This window comes from uncultured Intestinibacter sp., from assembly GCF_902468165.1.
Taxonomy (GTDB): Bacteria; Bacillota; Clostridia; order Peptostreptococcales; family Peptostreptococcaceae; genus Intestinibacter.
Window position 1 is genome coordinate 1 of sequence record NZ_CABQXJ010000117.1, and the last position, 4,931, is coordinate 4,931.

Annotated in this window: 4 protein-coding genes; 2 read left to right on the plus strand and 2 right to left on the minus strand. The window is 28.8% G+C overall.

Annotated features, from left to right (window positions below; all coding sequences use genetic code 11):
- The first annotated feature begins 142 nt into the window (after positions 1–142).
- Complete coding sequence (locus RDX53_RS13685; RefSeq protein ID WP_195929639.1) at positions 143–361, plus strand: ferrous iron transport protein A; 219 nt, start codon at positions 143–145, stop codon at positions 359–361.
- Between the two features lie 14 nt (positions 362–375).
- On the plus strand, positions 376–2,286 hold the full coding sequence (feoB, locus tag RDX53_RS13690) for a ferrous iron transport protein B (protein WP_307994343.1): 1,911 nt from the start codon (positions 376–378) through the stop codon (positions 2,284–2,286).
- A gap of 57 nt (positions 2,287–2,343) precedes the next feature.
- On the opposite strand, the gene RDX53_RS13695 is transcribed toward feoB, so the two are convergent.
- The gene (locus RDX53_RS13695; protein WP_195929637.1) at positions 2,344–3,432 is read right to left on the minus strand and encodes a S1C family serine protease; all 1,089 of its coding nucleotides are present in this window, start codon (positions 3,430–3,432) and stop codon (positions 2,344–2,346) included.
- A 232-nt stretch (positions 3,433–3,664) separates the two neighbouring features.
- Positions 3,665–4,931 (minus strand): glucose-6-phosphate isomerase (locus RDX53_RS13700; protein WP_307994344.1); only part of this gene is annotated, 1,267 nt, incomplete at its 5' end.

Consider the following 4,931-nt stretch of genomic DNA (forward strand, 5'->3'; position numbering starts at 1 on the left):
ATAGAAAAAACTCATATTTAAATTTACTATATATTTTCATTTTTTACCCCTATAGCATAACTTGACTTTTTACACCATAAAAATTATTATATATATATAGTATTTTTACTATGATAATGAATTTCATTAGGAGGTATTAATGATGACTGTTTACGATTTGGAGGTTGGCCAAAAAGCTACAATTGATAGCATAAGCGGTGATATTAGGCTAGCAAAAAGACTATTCGCCTTAGGATGTATAAGTGGCACTGAAATATCAGTAAAAAAAGTCGCTCCTTTTGGTGATCCTATGGTTATTAACTTTAGAGGACTAGATTTAGCACTTAGAAAAAATGATGCTAAAAACATTACAGTAAAGTAAAGGAGTGAGCTATTTTGATTAACGTTGCCTTATTTGGAAACCCAAATGTAGGGAAAACTACTATTTTTAACTTACTTACTGGTTCTAATCAGTATGTAGGAAACTGGCCAGGAGTTACAATTGAAAAAAAGGAAGGCTATTTAAATAAAGATATTAAAATTGTCGACTTACCTGGAATTTATGCAATGGATACTTTCTCAAACGAAGAAAAAGTATCTAAATCTTTTTTAGAAAATGAAGATGTTGATGTTATATTAAATATTGTTGATGCATCTAACTTATCTAGAAACTTATATTTAACTACACAACTTATGAAGTATAATAAACCTATTATATTACTTCTAAACATGCTTGATTTAGCAGATTCAAAAGATATTAAAATTGATTATGATAAATTGGCAGATGAATTAGGAATACAAATTGTTCCTATAATAGCAAAAAAGAAAAGCGGAACAGAAAATATAGAACAAGTTATTAGAAATTCCGTAAACTTAAAAACAAATTATATAGAGGACTTTGGTAATGAAAGTCAAACATATAAAAAAATAGATTCGATATTAGATAGATGTACTATTGATAATTCTAAAAATAAAAAAACAATTACCGATAAAATTGATAATATTGTCTTAAATCCAATTTTAGCTTATCCAATATTTATCGGAATTTTATTTTTACTATTTAGATTTACATTTGATTGGGTTGGTGGACCACTACAGGATTTATCTACTGAATTAATAGAAAATTATATTATTGCACCTGTCGATGGACTTTTAGTTCATTCTAGTGCTTGGTTTAGATCATTGATTGTCGATGGTATTTTAGGTTCTTTAGGTGGTACATTACCATTCTTCCCATTAATCTTTGTTTTATTCTTAGGAATTTCACTATTTGAAGATAGTGGATATATGTCTAGAGCGGCATTTCTTATGGATAAAATAATGAGCAAAGTTGGTTTATCAGGTAAAGCCTTTATACCAATGGTTATGGGTATGGGATGTGCATCTCCAGCTATAATGGCGACAAGAACTTTAGAAAGTGAAAAAGATAGAAAAATAACTGCACTTATTGCTCCACTTATGACATGTGGTGCTAAATTACCTATTTACGCACTATTTATAAGAATATTCTTTAAGAAAAATGCAGCTATCGTAACTACTTCTCTATACTTATTAGGTATAGTAGTTGCAATCTTAGTAGCTTTAATTTTAAATAAAACAGTATATAAAACTGAACTAGAGCCATTTGTATTAGAACTTCCTGAATATAGAGTTCCAACTTTAAATGCTCTTTTAAAAAATGCTTGGAATAAATCAAAAGGATTCTTATACAAAGTTGTAACAGTTATGTTCTTCATGTCTGTTCTTATATGGGCAATGTCTTCATTTAACTTTGGAGGATTCACAGAAGATATAAATACTAGTTTCTTAGCTTACTTAGGTAAACTTATGACACCTATATTTGCACCATTAGGATTTGCTGATTGGAGAATATCAGTAGCATTAATAACTGGTTTAGGTGCTAAAGAAGTTGTTGTAAATACAATTTTAATTTTATTTGGTAATTTAAATTCTGGTATTGCTGTAGTATTTACTGTTGTAACAGCTTATACTTTCTTAGTTTTCTGTGCATTATATACTCCATGTATAGCTACTTTAGCTACTATGAGAAAAGAATACGGAAACAAAATGATGCTTGCTTCTCTACTATACCAATTTGGTGTAGCATGGATTGTAGGTTTCGTAGTTAACTTTGTCGGTTCATTAATAGTATTTGGAACTACTGGAGTAACTGTATTACAATTTGCTTCTTTCATAATTGTAGTTATACTTACTGCTATTTTCCTAAATTACTATTCTAAAAATAATAAATTAAAATCAGTACATTGCGATTGTTCTTCATGTCCATCAAAATGTAACAATATATAAAAAAAATAAACCCTATATAGGGTTTATTTTTTTATTTAGTGACTTATAATTAATTTATTAGAATTTTACCTTTAATGTCATTTCTTTTCCATCTCTATTTATTGTAAGTGTTGCTGAATCACCTTTAGTATAGTTATATAGATTTTTTGTTAAATCAGACATAACTGATAAATTTGTACTATCTATTTTTGTTATTATATCTCCTGATTTTATACCAGCTGATTCTGCTGCTGAACCTGATACAACTTCTGCTACATATACGCCTTCATCAGTACTTAATTGTTGTTTTGAATATTGAGCATACTTTGATGCATCTGTCCCTTTTATCCCTAAAGTTACTTTTTCATAACTACCTTTTTGTATTATTGATTCTATTATTGGTTTTGCAGTGTTAATTGGTATCGCAAATCCTAAACCTTCACCTTCTGATGCTTTTGCAGTATTTATACCGATTACTTGACCACTTGAATTTAATAATGGTCCACCACTATTACCAGAGTTTATACTTGCATCTGTTTGGATTAAACCTGTCATAGTTGTTTCTGATGTTGATATTGTTCTATCTAATCCACTTATTATACCTTGTGTAACTGTTCCTGCTAAATCTAATCCATATGGATTACCTATTGCTACTGATATATCCCCTATTTGTACTTTATCACTATCACCTAATTCAGCTGCTGTAAGTCCTGTTTTATTAACTTTAACTATAGCTAAATCAAGTTGAGAATCATACCAATAAACTTCTCCATCTATTGTACTACCATCACTAAATAATACATTTACTGTTTTTGCTTGACCATCAGATATAACATGTGAATTTGTAAGTATATATCCATTTGAATCTACTATTATCCCTGTTCCTACACCTGTTGATTCAGTAGGCATAGAAAACATATTATCACTACTTAAAGTAGTTGTTGTTATACCAACTACTGAAGGTTTTGCTTTTTCACTTACAGCTTGATATACATTTGTACCTTTTTCATTACTTACTACAATTTGTGAGCTAGTTCCCTTAACTGAATTTGTTGTTCCATTTAATATTCCCGTCTTATTTACTACAACTACTGTTAGTAATGAACTTAAAATAGAACAAATTATTGCCACAATTACAACTAAACTAATACTTTTTTTCTTTGACATTGTATATTCCTCCTATATTCATAAGATTTACTTGTTCAATTAATGTTATTTATCTTATAAATAAATTTTTTAATATTTATTATCGTTTCTATGGTTTTATTATATTATCATAAACTTAATTTAAACTTAAATAAAAATAGAAATTTATATTCAAAAAAATCCAAGCAAAATTAAGTAATCATTTTGCTTGGATTTTTCTATCGCCTTAAATACTTCTATTTAAAAGTATGTATTATAATCTTTTTTCTAATTCTTCTTTTTCTTTTTCAAAACCTGGTTTTCCAAGTAATGCAAACATATTTTTCTTATATGCTTCTACACCTGGTTGGTTAAATGGATTAACTCCTAATAAGTATCCACTTACACCACAAGCTTTCATAAAGAAGTATGACATATAACCGAAGTTATATATATCTAATTTTTCTATGTTTATTATCATATTTGGAACTTGTCCATCATTATGTGCTAATACAGTTCCTTGTAAAGCTTTATGATTTACAAAATCTAACCCTTTACCTGCTAAGTAGTTTAATCCATCTAAATTAGCATCATCAAGTTCTATTGTTATATCTTTTCTAGGTTGCTCTACATTTATTACTGTTTCAAATAATATTCTTTTTCCATCTTGAACATATTGTCCCATAGAGTGTAAATCTGTTGAGAAATCTACTGCTGCTGGGAATATACCTTTTTGGTCCTTTCCTTCACTTTCTCCATATAATTGTTTCCACCATTCATTTACATAATGTAATGCTGGTTCATAATTTACTAATAACTCTATATCTTTACCTTTTTTATGTAATATATTTCTTATTACTGCATATTGATATGCATAGTTGTCATCTATAACATCTGTAGAGAAATCCTCTCTAGCATCTGCCATACCTTTCATCATTTCATCTATGTCAAGTCCTGCTGCTGCTATTGGAAGTAGACCAACTGCTGACATTACTGAGAATCTTCCACCAATATCATCTGGGATAACAAAAGTTTCATATCCTTGTTCATCTGCTAATTGTCTAAGTGCTCCTTTTTTAGCATCAGTTGTAGCATATATTCTTTTTGCTGCTTCTTCTTTTCCATATTTCTTTTCTAATAAATCTTTAAATATTCTAAATGCAATTGCAGGTTCTGTTGTAGTTCCTGATTTTGATATTACATTTACTGAAAAATCTTTGTCTTTTACTATTTCTATTAAGTCCACTAAATAAGAAGAACTTATACTATTTCCTGCAAAATAAATTTCTGGAGCTTTTCTATCTTCTTTTGATAAATTGTTTCTGAAAGAATGAGAACACATTTCTATTGCAGCTCTTGCACCTAAATAAGATCCACCTATACCTATTACTATTAATACTTCTGAGTCAGATTGTATTTTTTGTGCCGCTTTTTTTATTCTGTCAAATTCTTCTTTATCATATTCAACTGGCCAATTTACCCATCCTAAAAAATCATTTCCTAACCCTGTCTTTTCATGAATAGCGTTGTGAGCAACTGTT